Genomic DNA, 21,635 nt, shown 5'->3' on the forward strand with positions numbered 1-21,635 from the left:
AACAGATGTTTTCGACAAGGGGCATCTGTTGGATCGATAGCCGGGGCCGGGGCTGTCTCTATCGCTTCCGTCGATACAACTCGTCAATAACATCTGTTGGACAGGAGCAGTCAGGGCGCCGGACGATCGGCGCATGGCAGATCAGGAAGCCCAGCAGGTCGAGGTCCTCGTCGTCGGCGCAGGACAGGCCGGTGTCGCGATGAGCGAGCACCTCAGCGACCACGGCGTACCGCACCTGGTGCTCGAGCGCGGGCGCATCGCCGAGCGGTGGCGCACCGGGCGGTGGGACTCCCTCGTCGCCAACGGACCGGCGTGGCACGACCGCTTCCCCGGCCTGGAGTTCGACGCCGTCGGGCCCGAGGCGTTCGCGTCGAAGGACCAGGTGGCCGGCTACTTCGAGGCCTACGCCGAGAAGATCGCCGCTCCGATCAGGTGCGGGGTCGAGGTGGTCTCGGTGGAGCGGCACGTCGGGCGGCGGGGCTTCCGGGTGGAGACGTCGGAAGGGGTGATCGACGCGCAGTACGTCGTCGCCGCGACCGGCCCGTTCCAGCGCCCGGTCATCCCACCGATCGTGCCCGCCGACGCCGGGCCGGTGCAGATCCACTCGTCGGCCTACCGCAACCCCGACCAGCTCCCCGAAGGTGGCGTCCTGGTCGTCGGCGCCGGCTCGTCCGGCGTGCAGATCGCCGACGAGCTGCAGCGCTCCGGGCGTCAGGTGCACCTCTCGGTCGGGCCGCACGACCGACCCCCGCGGAGCTATCGCGGCCGCGACTTCTGCTGGTGGCTCGGCGTCCTCGGCCTGTGGGACATGGAGACCCCGCCCGCCGGCGCCGAGCACGTGACCATCGCGGTCAGCGGCGCTCGGGGCGGGCACACGGTCGACTTCCGCGCGCTGGCCGCCCAGGGCATCGCCCTGCGCGGCAGGGCCGAGTCGTACGACGACGGCGTGCTGCTCTTCTCACCCGACCTCGCCGACAATGTCGTCGCGGGCGACGCGAACTACCTCGCGCTTCTCGACGAGGCCGACGCCTGGGTCGAGCGCAACGGCGCCGACCTCCCCGAGGAGCCCGAAGCCCGCGTGATCGGTGACGACCCGCCCTCGATGACGGACCCGGTCCTGGAGCTCGACCTCGCCGCCACGGGCATCACCTCGATCGTCTGGGCCACCGGCTTCGCCACCGACTACGGCTGGCTCAAGGTCGACGCCTTCGACGAGAACGGTCGGCCCGACCACCGCCGCGGCGTCTCCACCGAGCCGGGCGTCTACTTCGTCGGACTGCCCTGGCTCTCGCGGCGCGGGTCGAGCTTCATCTGGGGGGCGTGGCACGACGCCAAGCACATCGCCGGCCACATCGCCACGCAGCGCAGCTACCTCGCGTACGGCCGGAGCTGATCTGGGGCTTGCGGCTCTGTGGCCGGGGACGTAAGGGATGCCTCTGGCTTGGTGTCTGCGCGAAAGACGCTGCGCAGAGCCGCTGCGCAGTCGCAGTACTGTGTCGCATCTCTGACGTACGCTGTCGACATGACACCGACCCGTCTGGCTCCGATTCAGGAACTTGCACGTGAGGTATACCCCGCCGTTGAGCGGGCCCAAAGAACCATGATGACTGCGACGAAGGTCCCCGATGAAGTCGCGGAGCTCATCGACAGGATGGCGGACACGCTGGGCGACTCGCACGCCTCCTGGGGGAGCGACGGTGTCGATCCTTACTTGGGGCAACTCCTGTTGGTTGCCACTCTCGCCGGCGAGAAGGGCTTGCGGGATCCAAATGTCGATATGCAACGTCGACGGGTTCGACTTGCTTTGGAGCGTTTACGACAAGCACTCCGGGACATCGTGGACGAGGCGCCCGCGGACGAAGATGCACCCAGCAAGGAAGTCCTGCAGTGGCTAGTCGACGTGCTGTCAGTCTCGCAATCTGAACTGGCGTCCCTATTAACTGTATCAACGCGAACATTGCAGCGTTGGCTGGCTGACGGCGGACCAAGCCCAGAAGGCGAGGACGAGATGCGCTTGAGGATGGTCGCCCGGACGGTGGCGCATCTACGGCACGTGTTCACGGGCCCGGGAGTCATCCGCTGGTTTGAGCGTCCGCACCCTGAACTAGGCGACCGTCCCCCAAGAGAGCTCCTTGTAGATCCGCTGCGCCTTCCTCAACTGGTGCGCCTAGCTTCACGGTCGCGATCCAGCATCGCCACATGACGGATGACCACGCATTCTGTTGCCTATCGGCATGCACACTGGGATACGCCGTGGTGGGCTAATCCAAATCGGACCGCTGGACGCTACAACCGAGCCATGGAGGCGTCGACGCAGTACTGGTGCCTGCATCCACTCGGGCCGCTGGCAGAGGTGCTCCGCTGGTCAGGACGAGCCTCGGCGGAGGACGCTGGGACTTTCCGGCTTCGACTATGGGCGGCGAAGGTCAAGCGTGATGACCTTGTCACCATCAACTTCGAGAACGCGGACCGGTTTGGTGTGTCTGCCGATGAACTTGTCGGGGAGGACTATGCACCCACTCAAGAACTGGCTGATCAATTCCGCAAGAATGGCGCCCCGGGATTCATCGCGCCATCAGCAGCGCTTCCCGGCACCGACGTCCTGGTCCTATTTGGACCGAGACTGTCATTTCCCTATCTTCTCGATCCCGTGGACCCTGACGATCAAGTCCCCACGGCCCATGCTGCTGAGGCAACGATTGCTACTGAGATCCTCCCTTGGGTGAGGTGGAAGGGCGCGTCGCACTGGGCGCTCGAGGAGTGGAGACGTTCCGGTGCAATCGCTGTGTGGCAGGAACCTCCAGTACTTCGGTGAAGTCGCGGCCACTTGCGGGTGCATTTGGAATCGCGGAGGAAAGTAACGGCCAGCGGTCTGCGCCCAACGAACTGCTCGGCCCGTGAGTCAGACGTCTGGAAACGCACGCGGGTCACACCCTCGGTGGGTCACAGGGACGAGGCGGTGTAGCAACGCAATCACTGACCTATTGATCTGGTTTTGGCCCGCGACACGGCCCATCAATGCTCCAATGTGCCGGCGCAAGTCGAAGTCTGAGGATCGGGGGTGCAACCGTGACTAGCGACGAGCCTCCAGGGGGCCTGGTCCTGTTGGTGGGCGACCATCTTTGGTGGGACCTCGAGGCCATCGCCCATTGGGGTCGCGGCCTCCGGCACTTGTTGCTGGTCGGCCCCGCCGAAGAGCGTCTACCTGGCCGTTCGGGTGATCGGTTATTGCGGTTCCTCACCGATCGTGTACCCAACACTGACGTCAAGACAGCTTGGCTGCGTGATCCCTCGCTTGCTGCGGTACGAGGGGTAATCGAACGACGGGTGCGTGAGACTGCGGATAACTGGCTCGTCAGTGGCACCGGTGGAACCCGGATCATGGCCACGGCTGCCTACCTGGCGGCAATCAGTTGCGACAACGCCGCATTCGTCGTACGCGACCCGGCTGAGGGTTGGCGTCGCGTAGATGATGACGGTGTCGATACATCGCTCAATCTCGACTCCAGGATCATGGAGAGCTACACGGCAGCCGACCTGCTCGCGGTCACGTGGGGGGACGAACAATTCGACGTTCAGATGCGGTCGACGCCTATCGAACCCGAGATCGATCGTGCCGCACGCCGGGCGGTCGCAGGAGCGCCATGGCGAGTCGAGTTCGAGACCGCCGCCACCCGAGTACGGGAACGCCGTGCGGTCCAGAACACTGAACGAGGCTTTCTGTTCGAGCGATTCGTCCTCGCCACGACTCGGGCGCTTGGTGTGCAAGCAGATGACGTTGTCGGGGGTTCGCTTCTGACCCATGGGCTGCGGCGCGTCCAAGAGGTCGACGTCGTAGTGAATAGCTGCGGACGTCTGCATGTCATCGATTGCAAATTGACTGCATCGGGAGAACATGTGCCCCCCGGTGTGCAGTTGCGCGATGGAGACGCTACCGGGCACCACCTTGCGGATGGAGCGGGCCAGTACATACTTCTCCGGCCCAACTGGATCACGGACGATGGCATCCGAGCGTTGGCCGGTCGTCTCGGTATCCGGGTGGTGGATCGCTCTGTGCTCACCTACCGAAATCTCCCTGACGTACTTGCCGAATTGCTGCTGACCAGTCCGCACGTGAGCGACTAGAGAGCGACCGTAGTAGCCCAATGACGACAGTACTGCCGGCGCTGACGCCCACCGCCGCGATCCCGGCCAGCGAACCCCCCACAGTCCGAAAGACGGTCTACTCAAGCCCCGAGGCTCGTCCACTTCCGGACTCGGGCGCCCTTGTCCGCACGGAGTTGGTGCGTCCGCCGTGGTGGATTCTGGCAGGACTTGCTGGCCTGTTACTAGTCAGTGTCGGCCTGAGCGGCTGGTATGGAACTCGAATACGCTCGGAAGTCTTCGACCTGCTTGCAGCGAGCTTATTGACCATGATCGGGGTGGTGCCGGGCTTTGCCAGCTTGCTATTCGTAGACCGGCCAGTGCTGCTTCTTGATCGGGGTCGAGTCGCCGTTCGTGGCTGGGTCACTCCGATGCTGATCGGCTACGGCACGATCTGGCTTGCCGCACTCGTTTTGTCCTTGGCGTGCGCGACCACCGACGCCCCATCGCCCGACATAGTCCGCATTGCCATGGGCAGTTCGTTGATGACGACATTGTTTACACCCCTGGCTTTTGCCGCCGTACTTCGGCGCCTTGGCCATCGCGCCAGTACCGAGGCCGTGGTTGCGGTAGCCATCGCTCACGACAAGACTTCTGACGCTACATCGACTTCCGCCCGGCATAGGAGGATGCTCGCGAAGAATCTACGGGACGTGGCGATCCGCGAGTTCGACGCCGGCGATCGTCCCGGGTGCGAGGAACGGTTGTGGGGCTTGGCGAGCATCGCTGCCCTTGCTGACGACCCTAGTGATCGAGAGAACGCGACGAATGAACTCGCCTATGTGGTCGAGTTCGAAGTCCTTCAAGACCGCGACCTTGCGATGGTGGGCCTGGCTTACCTCGGGGACATCGCAGTTCGCCGCGCTGAACTTCGCCACAGGGTCGCGGAGCATCTTATCGACATCCTAGGTGCCACCATTACTCGCGAGGAGGTCTCGGGTCGGGTGCTCAAGCTAGGCCACGAACTTTTCGGCGGAATCGCGGACCAGCCCGATGAACACCTCCTGGATAAACTGGTCGAGATCGCAGAAGCGGCTCCCATAAAGTGTCTCCCGTCCCACCTCGACCTGCTGCTGCAGAGTGGCAGGCGAGCAATGCAGGACGCGCGTGAGCGACCAGTGCGATCAGCTCTCAAGCTGGTCGAGCGTCTCGACTCGACCCCCCATCGAGTCGACTATCGACTAGAGCTTCTTGACCTCTTCTATGGTGAAACGGCTGGCCCGAAGAAGCTTCAAACCATCAGAGGCCAGGCAAAGCTACTTGCGCCAGACCTATTAGCGGGGGCAGACGGGATCCACCCGACCGCACCCCTGGCGCGCACCGAGATCCGGCGATCGTTCAAGAGGGGGACCCGGTCTCTCTACTTCGCCCTCGCCGAAGCAATGATTGACGTCGAAATCGACCTAGCGGACGGTGCAGCGGATCCACGGGGAGCCATGCTCGGTGAGTACTTGCTCGCGGCTGTCCGAGCCCAAGACCAGTTGGCGTTGCAGGAGCTGGATAACTGGATTGCCCAGCTGGAAGGCGTCAGGCTTGCGAGATTGGCACCAGCCACCCTGGTGGCACTCAGGTCTGTCCGTGACGAGATCAATCGGCAGACCGCGACGGCACCGCCGGGCCCGCTCCCAGAAGCCACCGCCATCGCTACAGACATCTTCAACGAGTGGTGCTGGCGGGCAATTCGTGTTGGCGTGCAACGCCAGCAACCGGCGCTGGCCGACTCGGCACTCACCACGTGGTGCAGCGCCTCCGGCAAGATCCACCTGTCGCCTACGAAGGTGCGAACCCAAGCGCTCGACGCCGTCGCCCTGCTGCTGCAGGAGAGCACAGACATGCCCTCCGAAGTGGAGCTCCGGCTTCGCCCGGCCGTGTTGAGAGCAGCACCGTCCGGGCGCTTGCCCTCCCTAGTCACAGCCCTCTACTCAACCCGCCAAGTGGCCTCACTGAGCAATGAAGAGGTCGGGTTGCTGTTGCTAGCTTCCCACCAGATCGAAACCTCAGACCCCGAAGCCCTCGGGTACTCAACCACCTCGAGCCCTATCGATGTAGGTGGTGAGTTCAACCTCTACGAATGGCTCACAGATTGGCTCAAGATCTCGCGTCCCGAGGAGGTGTACCAAGCTTGCGACTCCTGGGTAACAGAAGGACAGAGCGACCTTGCCGTCCTCGAGTCCGCATTCTTCGACTGGGCACGAGAAACGCATCCCGGCCCAGCGCTGCTTCTCGGAATCAAGGCTCGTGGGATTCATCGAGACGAGGGTCCCTTATCGAATGAAACATGGGAGTGGTTGACGTCGGATGCCGCGGCCCTTCTCAACTGCGCCCTGCGGCATGGAGTTCCAGAGGAGCATCGCTACCTGACCTTCTGCACCAGCACCTGGTACCGACTGGCGCTTGCAGGCTTGGCGGAAGGGCGTCTGATGCCTCACTGCAAGACGCTTGTCCGCGCGGTAACTAGCAACTACGTACTTCCCCATGTGATTACGAGCTCGCTGCGATTCAGCGCGGTCCGAAACTTGCCGAAGGACGCGCGGGAGGCGCTTGCTCCAGCGCTCGTGGACAGCGGCTATCCGTTCCTGTCGTTGCGACTGCACCGCGGACTGAGGAGTAGCGTGCTCAAACGGACGCTGGCAATAATCGAGGACTTGGTCGGGACTGATGAACAGCCCCCTCGTGCGGCCGAGCGCGCGCTTCAGGCGGTTCGGTCCTACGGAGCAGGAAACCTCGTCAAGCACGTTGGTCCGACACCGGTGCGATCTCTCCTCGCTGCGTGTGCATCGAGGATGGCTGATGCTTCCGGCGAGCACGCTGCACTCGCTCAGCAGCTCTTGAGGGAAGCCGACCTCGCGTCGAAGGGCCTTCGGCCCGCTGGCGACCGCACACCTCCGACACGCCCGCGATCGCCGAGGAGGTAGAGGATCGAAGGGGTTGCCTAGAAGACCCCCGACAGCCAATGACCTGGCGCAACGATGCCGCTATTGACACGGACGGGCTGCGTCCGGGTGCTTCGCCCCAGCATCACAGCCTTTTCACCAACGCGACGCTCAGGGACACGTTTCGGCCAATCGACCCCGCTGTCGCCCTTGGGTGCCGATGAGGCATCTCGCCGACTGACGACGGAATGCCGCACCGGAGCCTCCGGTGCTCGGCGAGCAGACCGAGCACCGGCCGCCGTACCCCTCACGCCAGCTGCGTCACCTCGCGCCGGAACGGCACCTCGTCGTTCGACGGGAGGTCGACGTCGAACTCCTCGGCGGCGCGGCGTCCGGACCAGACGGCCGCGGCGATCGTGCCGGGCGCCCAGGCGTCGCCGATGCCGCGCACCGACTGCAGCTCGCCCTGCTCACGGCGTCCGACGAGCTCGAGGTAGAGCTCCTCGCGCGGCAGCCGGGCGGTCACCATGACCACGGCGTCGCACTCGACCTCCCGGACGACGCCGGCGTACACGTCCTTCACCTCCACCCCTCCGACCCCCACCCGAGTGACGGCGTGGTCGGTGACCCGGGTGACGCCGGACTCGATGAGCCGGCGCTGGATGCGGTTGACCTCGAACGTGTTGGTCGTCCAGGCGGACACCTGTGACTCCGTGGTGACGATCGAGACGTCGTACCCCTTCTGCGCGAGGAGCTCCGCGACCACGCCACCGAGGTAGTAGTGGTCGTCGTCGTAGACCACGACGCGCTTCCCCTCGGGGAGGCGGCCCGCGAACAGGTCGTCCGGGCCGAGCACCTGCGCGCCCTCCGCGATGGGGAGCGGCGTGGTGTGGAAGCGGGCGACCCCGTCCGTGCGCCACGTCGCACCGGTGGCCACCAGCACGTGCTGGAAGCCGAACTCGACGATGTCCTCGGCCGACATCGGGCTCTCGCGGAAGACCTCGACGGTGGGCAGCTCGGCGATCGCGGCCTCGCGGTACTCCTGGACGCGTCCCCAGGCCGAGAGCCCCGGCAGGCGTGACTCCTGGTGCACCCGGCCGCCGAGCTCGCGACGCGCCTCGATCAGCGCGACGTCGTACCCACGCACCCCGAGCGCGCGGGCGGCCTCCATGCCCGACGGGCCGGCGCCGACGACGAGGACCTGGGAGTCGCTGCCCTTGGCCCGGATCCGCTCCGGGTGCCAGCCGCGCCGCCACTCCTCACCCATGCTCGGGTTCTGGGTGCAGCGGATCGGCGACATGGTGAGGTCCCCGGAGACGCAGATGTTGCAGCCGATGCACTCGCGGATCAGGTTCAGGCGACCGTCGCGGATCTTGTTCGGCAGGAACGGGTCGGCGATCGACGGCCTGGCGGCGCCGATCAGGTCGAGGATGCCTGCCTTGATCTGCCGCACCATGGCGTCCGGCGAGGTGAACCGGCCGACACCGACCACGGGCTTGGTGGTGAGCTTCTTCAGCCCGGCAACGAACTCCTCCTGGCTCCCCTCCAGGCCGAATCGGGAGGTGACCGAGTCGCCCTCCCAGCTGCCCATCGCGAAGTCCCACAGGTCCGGGAGCTCGCCGAGCTCGCGCAGCACGCCCTCGATGTCCTCGCGCGTGATGCCGCCGTCGACCTCCTCCTCGACGGTGATCCGGCAGGCGACGGCCGCCCGGCCGGCGCACTCCTCGATGGTGTCCTCGAGCAGCTCCTTGAGCAGCCGCATGCGGTTCTCCAGCGAGCCGCCGTACTCGTCCGTCCGCTGGTTGTAGCGCCGGGAGAGGAAGTGGTGCACGCCGCTGTAGCCGTGCGCGCCGTAGACGTAGACGATGTCGTAGCCCGCCTCGATCGAGCGGCGTACGGCGTTGCGGTGCCAGCGCCGCAGGTCGGCGATGTCCTGCGTGGTCATCGCCCGGGCCTGGATCGGCGCGATCGTGTCCGGGGCCACCGGCAGGTGGCCGGGGCCGAGTGGGGTCTCCCGGCTGAGCTGGTTGGGGGCGTTCATCCCGTTGTGCGCCAGCTCGATGCCGGCCAGGCCGCCGCCCTCGTGGATGGCGTCGGCGATCCGCCTCAGCGCCGGGAGGTCCTGGTCGTCCCAGATCCGCAGCTCGATGAACGGCGCGATGTCGGAGGTCGCGTGGATCTCCACCTGCTCGGTGCACACCACCGACCAGCCGCCCTCGGCCTTGATCTTGCGCATCGCAGCCTGCGCGCTGGGGTCGCGGTAACCCATGCCGTTGCAGTGCGGCACCTGGTAGAAGCGGTTCTTGGTGGTGAACGGCCCGATCTGGACGGGCTCGAAGAGGATGTCGTACGGCGCGGCCACCGTGGGCTGCTCGGTCATGGGAGTTCTCCTGGGGTCGTGCGGGTCGGTTGCCGGCCGGCTGTGGCGCGGCCGAAGGTCAGTGGTTGATCCAGACGGTCTTGAGGCCGACGTACTTGTCGAGGGCGTGCAGCGACAGGTCGCGCCCGAAGCCCGAACCCTTGAAGCCGCCGAACGGGGTCCACGCACTGAAGGCGTCGACACCGTTGACGGTGACCGTGCCGGCGTGGACCTGCTCGGTCAGCCGGTGCGCGCGGGAGAGGCTCCCCGTGGCGATCGAGGCCGCCAGCCCGTACGCCGAGTCGTTGGCCAGCCGGACCGCCTCCTCCTCGCTGTCGAAGGGCGTCACCGCGAGCACCGGCCCGAACACCTCCTCGCGCGCCAGTGCCGAGGTCGGGTCGACGTCGTCGAAGACGGTCGGCTGCACGTAGCAGTCGCTGTCGCCGCGGGTGAGCCGCTCGCCGCCGGTCAGCAGGCGGGCGCCGGCGGCGCGGGCGCCGTCGACGAACTGCATCACCTGGTCGGTCTGCTCCCGCGAGACGATCGCGCCCATGCCGGCCGCCGGGTCGAGCGGATCGCCGGGCTGGTACGCCGCCGCCTCGGCCGCGACCAGGGAGACGAACTCCTCGTGCACGGAGCGCTCCACGAGCACCCGGGAGTGGGCCGAGCACACGGCCCCCTGGTTGAACCAGATCCCGAACGCCGTCTGCCTGGCGGTGGCGGCCAGGTCCTCGGCATCGGCGAAGACCAGGTGCGGGCTCTTGCCTCCGCATTCGAGCCACACCTGCTTGAGGTTCGACTGGCCGGCGTACTGCAGGAAGAGCCGGCCCACCTCCGTGGAGCCGGTGAAGGCGAGGACGTCGACGTCCGGGTGGAGTCCCAGGGCTCGGCCGGTGGTCTCGCCGAGGCCGGGGACGACGTTGAGGACCCCCTCGGGGATGCCGGCCTCGACGGCCAGCTCGGCCATCCGCAGCGCCGACGACGGTGACTGCTCGGCCGGCTTCAGCACCACGCAGTTGCCTGCCGCCATGGCCGGCGCGACCTTCCAGGCGAGCATGTCGACCGGGTAGTTCCACGGGATGACCGCCCCGACCACCCCGAGCGGCACCCGCCGGATCAGGCCCAGGGTCCCCGGCGGCGTTGGGGCGACCTCGTCATTGATCTTGTCGATCGCCTCGGCGTAGTAGCGGAACAGGCTCACGGAGAAGGGCAGGTCGAGGTCGTAGGCGTCGACCACCCGCTTGCCCATGTCGAGCGAGTCGAGGACCGCCAGCTCGGCCGAGTGCTCGTCCAGCAGGTCGGCGAAGCGCAGCAGGCGCTCGCGTCGGAAGGCGACCCCGGCCTGGCTCCACACGCCGGCGTCGTACGTCGACCTGGCTGCGCGGACGGCGGCGTCGACCCCCTCCTGCCCGGCGTCGGCCACCTCGCTGAGGAGCCCTCCCGTGGCGGGGTTGCGGTTCTCGAACGCCGCGTCGCCCGACTCCACGAAGAGGCCGCCGATGAAGGGTCGGGTGTGGAGCGTGGCTTTGGCGGCCAGCTCGGTCCAGTCCTGATGAGTGCGCACGGAGGGTCCTTTCTTTGCGCTACACCGCAAATATGACCCGCCGCACATCCCCGTGTCAATGCTCCCGCCGGAGCCGACGCGGGGCGCTACGGTGTGGCCATGGCGCGACGCAAGGACCAGGCCGCTCGCCGGGAGCACCTGATCGAGGCGGCCCTCGTCACCATCGCCCGGCACGGGCTCCCTGGCGCGACCATGAAGAACATCGCGGAGGAGGCCGGCGTCTCGCACCGGCTGGTCGCCTACTACTACCCCGACCTGGAGACACTGATCGAGGCCGCGCACCAGGCTGCGACCGACCGCTACTACTGGTCGCGGCAGCAGGACGTCGCGGGCGACCACGGCCCCACCACGAAGCTCGCCCGCCTGATGTACTCAGGCCTCCCGCGGGGCAAGGACCTCGTGCTCAGCCAGGTGCTGGACGAGATCTCGGTCAGCGCGAGCCGCAGCCCGATGCACGCCACCTTGATGACCCTGCTCTTCGACCGCGAGGTGTCGCTCTACACCTCCGTCCTGGAGGTCGGCCGTGCGGTCGGCGAGTTCCAGTTGACCGACGAGCCCGACGTCATCGCGCGCAACTTCGTGGCGCTCGAGGACGCCCTCGGGCTGCACCTGCTCGCCCACAACGCATCGATGAGCGTGGCGCGCGCCGAGCATCAGCTGTCCAGCTACGCGCACTCCGCCACGGGCGTCCTCATCACCCTCGAGGAGTTCGCGCGCCCCGAAGGTGACAGCGTCAACCGGACCTGACGTTGCTCTGCGAGGCAAGGAATCCTTTTCGGAGATGCCCTGCACGACCGCGGAATCGACGAACGGCGGTCAACGTCCCGCCAGGTCGATCTCGTCCGCTACTGCCTCCGACCTTCGAAGAACTCGCTGCGGTCGACGCCCTCGCAGAGCGCGAGAACATCTCACGATCCGAGGCGATCAGAAGGGCGCTGGCTGGTTTGGCGGCGTGAGGGTCCACGACAGCGCGCTCAAGCACGGTGTACTGCCAGAGGACGCGGTCCAGGCGGCCGGCTGGCCGCTCTGGGTAGAGCCACTCGATGAAGGGGACCGGCCACACCGCGAACTAAGGCTCGGATCCGCACACGTTCGTCGTTGGGGTTTTCACCACGCTAGACATGGCACGACCGTTCCCGAATTCCGCCCGCGTGCAGCGCTCAGGTCGGCCATCGTGATCTTCCGAGGCGGCGCTCGGCTGTCTCGCGACGGGGGGCTCGTGCATGAGGCAAGCAGCGACACGTGCCGTGGCGACCGCCATCGTGATGCTCGGTCTGGCCTCGTGCACGCGTGGTGACGGCGGAGTCGTGGAGGCCGGCGACCGGCTGACCCCGCCCGCCGACTGGGTCGAGCGTCGCGAGCTTGTGGTCGAGGAGTCGCTCTTCTGCGGCGGTCCGGCACCATGCCCGCACCTCGAGCGGGAGTGGGACATTGCGGGTCAGGTCACCGTGGCGACGGTCGAGAAGGTCTTCGCCGACCTCGGCTCGCCCACGGTCGACGAGACGGCGCCCGGCTGCATCGACATGAGTCAGTGCCGCTTCACGTTCTCCGATGGCGAGTTCCGGTGGGAGCTCGCCATCGTCCACGACCTTCCGGACTTGCCCGACGGCGCGGGGCTTCATGTGCAGCTCGCCGAGTGAACGCCAATGGGACAAGACCACACCGATCCGACACCGCCGTCTCCTGGCGACACCAGGTCAGGCTGACAAGGGCTGCGGTCCGAAGCGCATCACCGCGACGGAGGCGGCCAGGGCGAGCAGCACCACGTTGACCACGATCAGCTGCGACTCCCCTCGGCGCGCGTGCGTGAGGGCGGCGAGCAGCATGGTGACCGCGAGGCCCGCCGCCGCCAGCGGGGTCAGGAACACGGCGACGTCGAAGACGGCCGGGAGGATCAGGCCGAGCGCGCCGAGGAGCTCCACGGCTCCGATGAACTTGATCGTCCCGGGCGAGAGCTCCTTGACCGCGGCCATGCTCTCGGGGAGCTTCTCCCTCGGCAGGGTGAGCTTCGTCAGGCCGGCCATCGCGAAGACGACCGCGAGGACGGAGGCGACGATCCAGAGGGTGAGGTTCATGAGATCTCCTGTGTCGAACTTGACTGTTCAACAAGCGTGTCATCAGTGAACTTGATGTGTCAAGTTCACCGGCGGTAGGCTCCGTCCATGCTCAGGGACTCCGACGACCCCCGGTGGCTGACACCGGAGGAGCGCGCCGCCTGGCTGGCGGTGGCGGCGCTCGCGGTCAAGCTCCCGGCGGCGCTCGACGCCCAGCTCCAGCGCGACGAGGGACTGAGCTTCTTCGAGTACATGGTCCTGGCGATGCTGTCGGAGCAGGAGGACCGGAGCCTGCAGATGAGCGAGCTCGCGGCGGCTGCCTCGGCCTCCCTGTCCCGCCTCTCCCACGCCGCCAAGCGCCTGGAGGCGCAAGGCCTCCTGCGTCGCGAGCGTCTCGGCGGCCCCGGACGCCGGACCCGCGCCGAGCTCACCGACGCCGGCTACGCGAAGCTCGTCGCGGCGGCACCCGGTCACTCAGGACGCGTCCGCGAGCTGGTGATCGACGCACTCACGCCCGACCAGCTGGGCACCCTGCGCGAGGTCGGCGAGGTGTTCATGCAGCGGGTGGATCCGGAGCGGGGCTGCGGCTGACCGGACCGCGGGGCCGATGCGGGGAGCCGACCGACGAGTCGAGCCGAGAACCGGTTCTGCACAAGGGGTTTCGACACGCTCGCCAGGGCTCGCGGCTCAACCGGCGGGGGTGGGTCTCGACACGCTCGCCAGGGCGCGCGGCTCAACCGGCAGTCGCCACCTCGACCCGAGACCCGGGTGGGGGAGACTGTCGGCCGTGGACGAGGGCGAGGAGATCCGGCTTCGGGCCCGGTCCAACAACCTGCCGCTGGCGGTCGTGCTGACGCTCTTCGCCGTCGTCTGGTTCGTGTTCCTCTTCGAGTCCGGGGCCCCCGTGCGGACGACGCTCGGGGTGCTGGTCGCGGCGCCGATGCTGGCGATCGCCGTACGCGCGCTGCGCAGTGTCGTCGTCCTGGGGCCGGCCTCTGTGCGGGTGAGGACGCAGGTGCGGACCCTCACCATCCCCCGAGCCGCGGTCACCGGGGTGAGCGCCGCGGTCGTCGACCGGAGGGGGTACGGCGCGGTCTGGGCGCCGGTGCTCGAGCTGGAGGAGGGACAGCAGGTGCTGCGGATGCTGGCCGGCTACTCGCCCAGCGCCGCGGACGGACGGGCGCCCCTGGCCGTGCAGCGCCGGACCGCCGTGATCGCCGACTGGATCGCCCACTGACCGGGGCGGGGTGGGCGACATAGAGTCGGGCGGGTGAGGATCCCGGTTATCGGCGGGGACGAGAGCCCGCTCGAGTGGCTGCAGCGGCGGGCGAAGTCGGTGACCGAGCAGGTGGAGCGAAGGATCGCCGCCGCCCGGGACGCCCGGGTCGCCGACGAGCCACCCGAGCACTTCCGGATCGAGACCTACCTCGGGCACGGCGGCGCGGGGCGGGTCGTGGTCCGCGGCCGGGTGCTCGACAACGACGAGCCTCCCGAGGCGGTGGTCGGGGAGGGCACCGGCGCGGCCGTCCGGCGGACGCTCAGCCGGTTCCTCGCCAGGCCGCTCCCCGGGGTCCGGCTGCGGGTCCGGCTGGCCGGCCACGAGGTCGAGACCGAGTCCGACGGCGACGGCTACTTCGACCTGGCCTTCGACCTGGACGCCTCCACACCGGCCGACGGCGGCTCGTGGCTCACCGGCGAGGTCGCGCTGGCGGCGCCGTACCGCGGGCTGACCGGCGAGCACGCCGCCCCGCTGCAGGTGCGGGTGCCCGGCCCCGTGGCCGCCTTCGGGGTCATCTCGGACGTCGACGACACGATCCTGCACACCGGAGCCCAGCGCGCGGCGCAGATGGTGCTGCAGACGTTCACCGGCTCCTACCTGACCCGGACCCCGTTCCTCGGGTCCCCGGAGCTCTACCGCTCGCTGGCCGCCCAGCCCGGCCACCCCGACGCCAACCCGTTCTTCTACGTCTCCTCCAGCCCGTGGAACCTGCACGGCTTCCTCACCGCGTTCCTCGCCCACCGCGACTTCCCGCTCGGACCGCTCCTGCTGCGGGACCTGCTCGGCCGCAGCGCCCAGCGCTCGCACACCGCGCACAAGCTGGGCCGGATCCGGGAGGTCCTCGAGACGCACCCCGACCTGCCGTTCGTGCTGATCGGTGACTCCGGCCAGCACGACCCCGAGATCTACGCCGAGGTGGTGCGGACCCACCCGGGCCGGGTCCGGGCGGTCTACATCCGGGAGGTGCGCCTCGACCCGGGCGACGGCCGGGTCGAGGCGGTCCTCGACGACTGGGACGGTGCGGTGCCGTTCGTGGTGGCCGCGGACTCGCTCGCGGTGGCCCGGCACGCCGCCGAGCTGGGGCTGGTCACCGACGGCGACGTCCACACGGTCGAGCGGGCGACCGCGCTCCGCGGCTGACCCGCCGGCGCCACCGCCGGCCGAGCCGAGGGCCCGTCGCCACCTGGTCGGACGTCAGGCTCTACGTTCTGGTCCGCACCGCGTGTCGACCTGCAGAACGTAGAGCCTGGGTCGCGGACCCTGGATCGCGGAAGCCGGGCCGGCTGGGCACCGAGCGCTACCGTCGACCCGTATGACCTCTGTCCGTCGCTGGTGCGTCGTGGCACTCGTGACGGTTGTGGTCGTCGGCTCGCCGGTCCTGCTGCGTGCCCTGCCGGCCGGTGACAGCGACCTGACCGCCCCGGAGCTGCTCGCCCTGGTCTCGGAGTCCGGCGACCGGTCCTTCAGCGGGTACGTCGAGACCGCCGGCGCCCTGCAGATCCCCTCGGCCGACCGGTTCGACGGCGTCGGCGCGCTGCTCGGCGAGCGGAACCGGCTGCGGGTGTGGTGGCGCGACCGGGAGGCCTGGCGGGTGGCGGTGATGCGCACCGCCGGCGAGGTCGACCTGGTCCACACCGCCGGGCTGACCACGGAGTACGACTACGAGGACGCCGAGGCCACCACCACCCGGGACCCCGACATCCGCCTACCGCGCAGCGCCGACCTGCTCCCCCCGGAGGTGGCCCGGCGCCTGCTCACCGGGGTGACCGGCGCGGACGTGACCCGGCTCCCGGCCCGGCGCGTCGCCGGGATCGCGGCTCCCGGGCTGCGGCTGGAGGGGGCCCGGGAGCGCTCCAGCATCGGGCGGGTGGACCTGTGGGCGGACCCCGAATCCGGCCTGCCCCTGCGGGTCGAGGTCTCCGCCCGGGGGTCGAGCGCCCCGGACTTCAGCACCGGCTTCGTCGAGATCACCGTGGCCACCCCGGCCGCGGCCGACGTCGAGCCCCGGCTCACCGCCGACGTGGAGCGCTCCTTCGACGAGGTGCTCGACATCGCGGACGCCGTGAACCAGTACGCGCCGATCCAGGCCCCCGACCGGGCCGGCGGCCTGGCCCGGACCTCGGCGGCGCGCGGCGCCGTCGGCGTGTACGGCGACGGGTTGACGCAGGTGATCGCGATCCCGCTGCGGGACCGGGAGGCGGACCCGCTCCGGGAGCAGGTCCGCGCCACCCCCGGGGCGGAGCGGGTCCCCGGTGGGGACAGCGTGGCGATCGGCCCGCTGGGGGTGTTCCTCGGCGGCGACGACGGCGAGGGCGGCTGGCTGGTCGCCGGCACCGTGACCGGGCCGGTCCTGGTCCGGGCCGGGCAGGACCTGCTGCGCGACGCCGTGTTCGTGGGCGAGCGATGATCCGCACCTCCGGGCTGACCAAGCGGTTCGGGTCGATCACGGCCGTGGACCACGTGGACCTCGACGTCCGCGAGGGCGACGTCTACGGCTTCCTCGGCGCCAACGGCTCGGGGAAGACCACGACGGTGCGCATGCTGCTCGGGCTGGTGCTCGCCACCCGCGGCACCGCAGAGCTGCTGGGCCGGCCGATGCCGGCCGCCGCCCGCGAGGTGCTCCCGTTCGTCGGCTCGCTGGTCGAGGGCCCGGCCGCCTACCCGCAGCTGTCCGGCCGCGCGAACCTCGCCCTGTTCGACCGCATGGGGACCGGGGGCGTGCGCGCGACCCGGTCGACCCGGGTCGGCGACGCGCTCGACCGGGTCGGCCTGGGCGGGGTGGACGGCCGTCCGGTGCGCGCGTACTCGCTGGGGATGCGGCAGCGGCTGGGTCTGGCCTCCGCGCTGCTGCGGGCCCCCCGACTCCTCGTGCTCGACGAGCCGACCAACGGGCTCGACCCGCAGGGCATCCGCGACATCCGGGCGCTGCTGCTGGAGCTCAACCGGGCCGGCACGACGGTGTTCGTCTCCAGCCACCTGCTGGCCGAGATCGAGCAGATGTGCACCCGGGTCGGGGTGCTGCACCGGGGACGACTCGTCCTCCAGGAGCAGCTCGCCGACCTGCAGCGGCCGACCGGCAGGGTGCTCCTCGGCACCCCCGACGCCGAGCGCGCGATCGCGTTGCTGGACGGGCACGTGGAGCACCGCGACGGCGACCGGCTGGTGGTGCGGGCCGCCGACGCCGCCGAGCTCGCCGTACGGCTGGTGGGTGCCGGCGTCCGGGTGGCCGAGCTGCGACCCGAGCGGCACACGCTGGAGAGCGTGGTGCTGGAGGCGACCGGGGCCGGCTCGGACGACTTCTCCGCCACCGCTGCGCCGACGGGTCCGGACCGAGGCGGCCGAGGATGATCCGGGTCGAGCTGAGCAAGCTGCTGCGGAGCCGGCGCACCTGGGTGACGATCGGGCTCGTCGACGCGCTGCCGACGCTGGTCGCGGTGCTGCTGGCGCTGACCGACCTGGGTCCCCGGCCCGGCACCGGTCCGGCGTTCCTGTCCGCGGTGATGACCGACGGCACGCTGTTCCCCCTGGCGGCGCTGGCGATCGTGCTGCCGCTGTTCCTGCCGCTGGTGGTGGCGATCACCGCCGGCGAGGCGATCGCCGGGGAGGCGCAGCAGGGCACGTTGCGCTACCTGCTGGTCCGGCCGGTGGGCCGGGCCCGGCTCCTGCTCGCGAAGCTGGTCAGCGTCATGGCCTTCGTCGCGTTGACGGTGGTCGTGGTCGGCGCCACGGCGTACGTCGTGGGGGCGCTGCTGCTGGGCGACGAGCAGCTGACGACCGGCGCGACCAGCGTGTCCGGCACCAGCCTGACCACCCCGGAGCTGGTGGCGCGGACGCTGCTGGCGCTGGCCTACGCGATGCTCTCCATGCTCGGTGTGGCCGCGATCGCGCTGTTCCTGTCCACGGTGGTGCGCTCGCCGCTGGCCGCCGCGCTCGGGACGATGGGCATCCTGATCTCCTCCACGCTGCTGCTAACGCTGGACGCGGCCGACTCGTTCCGCGCGTTCCTGCCCACGCGCTACTGGCTGGCCTTCGTCGACCTGTTCCGCGACCCGATCTTCTGGCGCGACCTGGAGCGTGGCGTGCTGCTGCAGGCGGCGTACGTCGTGGTGTTCCTCGCCGCGGCCTGGGCGAACTTCGCGACCAAGGACATCACCGACTGAGCGCCTCCGGGCCGGTGCACACGCTGTCGTCGGGCACCGCCGGGTCCGCGGGACCCAGCGCGGCGAGGGTGATCGCCGCGACCGCGGGCACCCGCGGCACGTCGGCATGGGCGACCCGGAGCCCGGGGCACACGGACTGCAGCGAGAACGCCACCGCGCCCTCCAGCGCACCCGAGTCGGGCGGCACCACGGTCTGGTCGTCGGCGGTCCAGACGGCCACCCACCGCGGGCCCTCGGGCGTCTCGTCCCCCGCGTTCAGGCGTCGCAGGAGCTCACTGTCCGGGGCCAGCTGCCGGCACGCCTCCGGGCAGGCCTCCGGCGCCAGGCCGCCGGCCAGTGCGGCGAGATCGGTGCCGTGGTGCGGGGAGGCGAGCGTGACCACCCGCCGGGCCAGCGAGCCGCCGCCGAGCTCGTCGACCCAGAGCCGGGCGACCACGCCGCCGGCGGAGTAGCCGACGACGTCGACCGACGGGGCGCCGGCCTCGACCGCCCGCAGCGCCGCCTCGGCGAGCCGCTCGGCGTGCCCCCGCAGGTCGCCGCGGCCGTCTCCAGGTGCGCGGACCACCTCGGTCTGCCTCCCGGCGTCCTCGAGGGCGCGGGCCAGGACGTCGACGGCGCTGGTCGAGCCGCCGTACCCGGGGACCAGCAGGACCGGACCCGGCTCGTCCTGCGCGACCGGCTCGACCTCGGCCTCACCGCCGAGCAGCAGGCCCGCCGCGGTGCCGACCAGGAGGACGGCGACCAGCCCGGCCACGCCGAGCAGGACACGGCGGCGGGCGGGGGCCAGGTGGTCGAGCACCTGGCCAGTGTGCCCCCACCTGCCCGCGTCGAGTGCTCAGGTGGCTGCCAGGGCGACCACCTGAGCACTCGACCCGGGGACTGCGGTCAGACGCCGGCCGGCTCGGGCTCCCGCTCGGAGGCGGGAGCGGCCAGGTGCGGCCGGTGCAGCTTCTCGCCCTCGACGTCGACGTCGGGGAGGATCCGGTCCACCCAGCGCGGCAGCCACCAGGCCCGCTCGCCCATGAGGTACATCAGGGCCGGGATCAGCGTCATCCGCACCACGAAGGCGTCGAAGACAACCGCCACCGCGAGCGCGAAGCCCATCGACTTGATGATCGGGTCGTCCTGGAGCATGAAGGCCGCGAACACCGCGGTCATGATCACCGCCGCCGCCGAGACGACGCGGGCGCTGTTGCGGAAGCCGTCGAGCACCGCCTCCCGCGGGCCGGCGCCGTGGACGTGCGCCTCACGGATCCGGGTCACCAGGAAGACCTGGTAGTCCATCGCCAGCCCGAAGACGACACCGATCAGGAAGATCGGCATGAAGCTGACGATCGGCTGACCCTCCATCAGGCCGAACGCACCCTCCTGGAACACCGCGACGGTGGCGCCGAGGGTGGCCAGGACCGAGAGCAGGAACCCGAACGTGGCCGTCAGGGGCACCAGGATCGAGCGGAAGACCACCATCAACAGCAGGAAGGCCAGCCCGATGACCACCGCGAGGTAGATCGGCAGCGCGTCGCTGAGCCGCTTCGAGACGTCGGTGGTGATCGCGGTCAGGCCGGTCACGCCGGTCGTGGTGCCGGTCGCGTCCTCGATCGAGGACTGGCCGTCGCGGAGCTCGGCGAGCAGGTCCTCGGTGGCGGCCTCGTCGGGCCCGGTCTCGGGGGTGACCAGGATCTGCGCACCGGTGCCGTCCTCGTTCATGAAGGCGACCTGCGCGTTGACCACGCCGTCCATGGCGCCGGCCCAGCCGGCCACCTCGGCGTACGCCGCCCCGCGGTCGTCGGCGGGCACGTCCCGGCCGTCGACGACGACCAGCATGGGCGCCTCCCGGCCGGGGCCGAAGCCCTCGGAGAGCAGGTCGGAGGCCTGTCGGGCGGTGGTGTCGGTCGGGGCCGTGCTGTCGGTGGGGAAGGCCAGCCGCAGGTTCTGCAGCGGCAGCGCCAGCGCGCCGAGGCCGACGACCACGATCAGGACGACCGCCACCGGCCGACGGCCCACGAGGCGGGCCCACCGGACGCCGTTGTTGAGGACCTTGCCGTCCTCGTCGCGAGCGGGGCGGTACTTCCGCACCCGGCCACCGAAGGCCTTGGACTTGGTCAGCCCGAGCACCGCGGGCAGCAGGGTGAGCGCGACCAGCACGGCGATCAGCACGGTCGCGGCGGCCGCGAGACCCATCGCGGTGAGGAACGGGATCCGGACGACGGCCAGCGCGGCGAGCGCGATCAGCACGGTGAGCCCGGCGAAGACCACCGCGGAGCCGGCGGTGCCCACGGAGATGCCGACCGCCTCCTCGCGGTCGTCGGTGTGCTCGAGCTCGCTGCGGTAGCGGGCCAGGATGAACAGCGCGTAGTCGATGCCGACGGCGAGGCCGATCATCGTCGCCAGCATCGGGGTGCTGGAGCCGATGTCCATGAACGCGGTCATCGCGGTGATCCCGGTGATGCCCAGGCCGACGCCCCACAGGGCGCTGACGATGGGGAGCCCGGCCGAGACCAGCGAGCCGAACGTCAGCACCAGCACGAGCAGCGCGACGGCGATGCCGATGAGCTCGGAGGTGCCGCCCGGGGGCTCCATCACGGTCATGCCGGCGCCGTTGACCTCGGCGGTCAGCCCCGCGTCGCGGGCGCCCTCGAGCGCGTCGAGCACGGCGTCGCGGGCCTCGGGCTCCACGTCGGCGACCGTGTCCACGTCGAAGGCCCAGGTGATGGTGCCGATCCGGCCGTCGTCGGACAGCGGGAGCAGTGCCGCGGCGTCCGCCTCGGCCTGCGCGCGCGGCGTACCGACCTCGACGGCACCCTCGACGGCGCCCTGGAACTGCTGCGGTGCGGCGACGGCGGGGTTGGCCAGCGGGGGCTCGGCCGGCATCTGCGGGCCGTCGGAGAGGTCGGCCACGAGGGCGTCGACCGCGGCGGAGTACTCCGGATCGTCGAGGGTGCTGCCCTCGGGAGCGGCCACGACGACGGTGACGCCGGCCTGGTCGAAGGCGTCGACCGAGCCCGGGAACAGCTCGGCCTGCAGGTCGGCGGCCTGCTCGGAGGGGATGCCCGGGATCGAGAACGAGTCGGTCATCGGCTTCGACATCGTGGCCGCCACGGCGCCGACCGCGACCATCGCGACCAGCCAGGCGGCGAGGAACAGGGGCCAGCGTCGGTAGGCGGTCTTGCCGAGTCGGTGCAGCAGCGTTGCCATGGTTCGGT

Annotated in this window: 19 protein-coding genes; 13 read left to right on the forward strand and 6 right to left on the reverse strand. The window is 69.8% G+C overall.

Features of this window, described 5'->3' with window-relative positions; translation table 11 throughout:
• The first annotated feature begins 133 nt into the window (after nt 1-133).
• The 3 genes from IE331_RS00200 (at nt 134) to IE331_RS17070 (ending at nt 2,815) form a co-directional block, all read left to right on the forward strand.
• Nucleotides 134-1,393 (forward strand): flavin-containing monooxygenase, encoded by a 1,260-nt coding sequence (locus IE331_RS00200; protein ID WP_192139357.1) that lies wholly within the window; start codon nt 134-136, stop codon nt 1,391-1,393.
• A gap of 129 nt (nt 1,394-1,522) precedes the next feature.
• A complete protein-coding gene (locus IE331_RS00205; RefSeq protein WP_192139359.1) occupies nt 1,523-2,203 on the forward strand; it encodes a hypothetical protein in 681 nt (226 codons plus the stop codon).
• 3 nt (nt 2,204-2,206) lie between these two features.
• Nucleotides 2,207-2,815 (forward strand): RES family NAD+ phosphorylase, encoded by a 609-nt coding sequence (locus IE331_RS17070; protein ID WP_192139361.1) that lies wholly within the window; start codon nt 2,207-2,209, stop codon nt 2,813-2,815.
• A gap of 410 nt (nt 2,816-3,225) precedes the next feature.
• On the opposite strand, the gene IE331_RS00215 is transcribed toward IE331_RS17070, so the two are convergent.
• On the reverse strand, nt 3,226-4,113 hold the full coding sequence (locus IE331_RS00215) for a hypothetical protein (RefSeq protein WP_192139363.1): 888 nt from the start codon (nt 4,111-4,113) through the stop codon (nt 3,226-3,228).
• Between the two features lie 32 nt (nt 4,114-4,145).
• Between IE331_RS00215 and IE331_RS00220 the strand changes: the two genes are divergently transcribed.
• A complete protein-coding gene (locus IE331_RS00220; protein WP_192139365.1) occupies nt 4,146-7,058 on the forward strand; it encodes a hypothetical protein in 2,913 nt (970 codons plus the stop codon).
• Nucleotides 7,059-7,323: 265 nt separating this feature from the next.
• Here IE331_RS00220 and IE331_RS00225 read toward each other — a convergent pair whose 3' ends face one another.
• Both IE331_RS00225 and IE331_RS00230 read right to left on the reverse strand, forming a co-directional pair.
• Nucleotides 7,324-9,396 (reverse strand): oxidoreductase, encoded by a 2,073-nt coding sequence (locus IE331_RS00225; RefSeq protein WP_192139367.1) that lies wholly within the window; start codon nt 9,394-9,396, stop codon nt 7,324-7,326.
• 58 nt (nt 9,397-9,454) lie between these two features.
• Nucleotides 9,455-10,939: an aldehyde dehydrogenase gene (locus tag IE331_RS00230; RefSeq protein ID WP_318646746.1), complete on the reverse strand. Its 1,485-nt coding sequence runs from the start codon at nt 10,937-10,939 to the stop codon at nt 9,455-9,457.
• A 99-nt stretch (nt 10,940-11,038) separates the two neighbouring features.
• Between IE331_RS00230 and IE331_RS00235 the strand changes: the two genes are divergently transcribed.
• The 3 genes from IE331_RS00235 to IE331_RS00245 all read left to right on the forward strand — a co-directional run bounded on the left by IE331_RS00235 (nt 11,039) and on the right by IE331_RS00245 (nt 12,579).
• Nucleotides 11,039-11,686, forward strand: a complete 648-nt coding sequence (locus IE331_RS00235; RefSeq protein ID WP_192139371.1) for a TetR/AcrR family transcriptional regulator — start codon at nt 11,039-11,041, stop codon at nt 11,684-11,686.
• 2 nt (nt 11,687-11,688) lie between these two features.
• Entirely contained in the window at nt 11,689-11,895 is a 207-nt protein-coding gene (locus IE331_RS17075; RefSeq protein ID WP_201930806.1) for a ribbon-helix-helix protein, CopG family, read from the forward strand.
• A gap of 291 nt (nt 11,896-12,186) precedes the next feature.
• Nucleotides 12,187-12,579, forward strand: a complete 393-nt coding sequence (locus tag IE331_RS00245; protein ID WP_192139373.1) for a hypothetical protein — start codon at nt 12,187-12,189, stop codon at nt 12,577-12,579.
• Nucleotides 12,580-12,636: 57 nt separating this feature from the next.
• Here the strand turns inward: IE331_RS00245 and IE331_RS00250 are convergent, their stop codons facing one another.
• On the reverse strand, nt 12,637-13,014 hold the full coding sequence (locus tag IE331_RS00250; RefSeq protein ID WP_192139375.1) for a DoxX family protein: 378 nt from the start codon (nt 13,012-13,014) through the stop codon (nt 12,637-12,639).
• Nucleotides 13,015-13,101: 87 nt separating this feature from the next.
• Here IE331_RS00250 and IE331_RS00255 point away from each other — a divergent pair, with 87 nt between their 5' ends.
• The 6 genes from IE331_RS00255 to IE331_RS00280 all read left to right on the forward strand — a co-directional run bounded on the left by IE331_RS00255 (nt 13,102) and on the right by IE331_RS00280 (nt 18,432).
• Nucleotides 13,102-13,584, forward strand: coding sequence for a MarR family transcriptional regulator (locus IE331_RS00255; protein ID WP_192139377.1), 483 nt, complete (start codon nt 13,102-13,104; stop codon nt 13,582-13,584).
• 196 nt (nt 13,585-13,780) lie between these two features.
• Nucleotides 13,781-14,230, forward strand: coding sequence for a hypothetical protein (locus IE331_RS00260; protein ID WP_192139379.1), 450 nt, complete (start codon nt 13,781-13,783; stop codon nt 14,228-14,230).
• 33 nt (nt 14,231-14,263) lie between these two features.
• Nucleotides 14,264-15,412, forward strand: coding sequence for an App1 family protein (locus tag IE331_RS16860; protein WP_192139381.1), 1,149 nt, complete (start codon nt 14,264-14,266; stop codon nt 15,410-15,412).
• Between the two features lie 172 nt (nt 15,413-15,584).
• Nucleotides 15,585-16,679, forward strand: coding sequence for a LolA-like protein (locus IE331_RS00270; protein WP_192139383.1), 1,095 nt, complete (start codon nt 15,585-15,587; stop codon nt 16,677-16,679).
• Nucleotides 16,676-17,620, forward strand: a complete 945-nt coding sequence (locus IE331_RS00275; RefSeq protein ID WP_192139385.1) for an ABC transporter ATP-binding protein — start codon at nt 16,676-16,678, stop codon at nt 17,618-17,620. The genes IE331_RS00270 and IE331_RS00275 overlap by 4 nt, the downstream gene beginning before the upstream one ends.
• Nucleotides 17,617-18,432, forward strand: a complete 816-nt coding sequence (locus IE331_RS00280) for an ABC transporter permease (protein ID WP_192139386.1) — start codon at nt 17,617-17,619, stop codon at nt 18,430-18,432. The genes IE331_RS00275 and IE331_RS00280 overlap by 4 nt, the downstream gene beginning before the upstream one ends.
• Here the strand turns inward: IE331_RS00280 and IE331_RS16865 are convergent.
• The gene (locus IE331_RS16865) at nt 18,422-19,231 is read right to left on the reverse strand and encodes a lipase family alpha/beta hydrolase (protein WP_192139388.1); all 810 of its coding nucleotides are present in this window, start codon (nt 19,229-19,231) and stop codon (nt 18,422-18,424) included. The two genes, IE331_RS00280 and IE331_RS16865, sit on opposite strands and share 11 nt — an antisense overlap.
• Nucleotides 19,232-19,317: 86 nt before the next feature.
• A complete protein-coding gene (locus IE331_RS00290) occupies nt 19,318-21,627 on the reverse strand; it encodes an MMPL family transporter (RefSeq protein ID WP_192139390.1) in 2,310 nt (769 codons plus the stop codon).
• Between the last annotated feature and the right edge of the window lie 8 nt (nt 21,628-21,635).

The sequence above is a fragment of the Nocardioides donggukensis genome (genome assembly GCF_014842875.1).
GTDB lineage: Bacteria > Actinomycetota > Actinomycetes > Propionibacteriales > Nocardioidaceae > Nocardioides > Nocardioides donggukensis.